This is a genomic window from Photobacterium sp. R1, from assembly GCF_054600795.1.
This window is the reverse complement of the sequence record NZ_BAAHZP010000332.1, coordinates 1-316: the sequence shown is the minus strand read 5'-3', so window position 1 is coordinate 316 and position 316 is coordinate 1. Positions and strand designations below refer to the sequence as shown.

Here is a 316-nt window from a genome sequence, read left to right as displayed (position 1 = left end):
CGGTGTGCACGGTGCAAGCGTTAACGCGATGGCATTTCGTGTGAAAGATTCAACTCATGCGCTGGAACACGCAGTGGAAAACGGCGCGACAGCCTGCCCAGCACAGGCCGGCCCGATGGAGCTGAACATTCCGGCTGTTTACGGCATAGGTGAATCTCTGATCTATCTGGTTGATCGCTATGGCGAGCACGATATCTATGAGATCGATTTCGACTATTACCCGGATTACCAGGAGCGCCTGGCCAGTCAGGACGCCGGGTTACATACCCTGGATCACCTGACTCACAATGTGAAGCAAGGGAACATGGATCTGTGG

General features: G+C 54.4%; 1 pseudogene. It reads left to right on the top strand.

Features of this window, described 5'->3' with window-relative positions:
- Positions 1 to 316, top strand: a pseudogene (locus tag ACYP03_RS25285) (4-hydroxyphenylpyruvate dioxygenase); the annotation flags it as partial.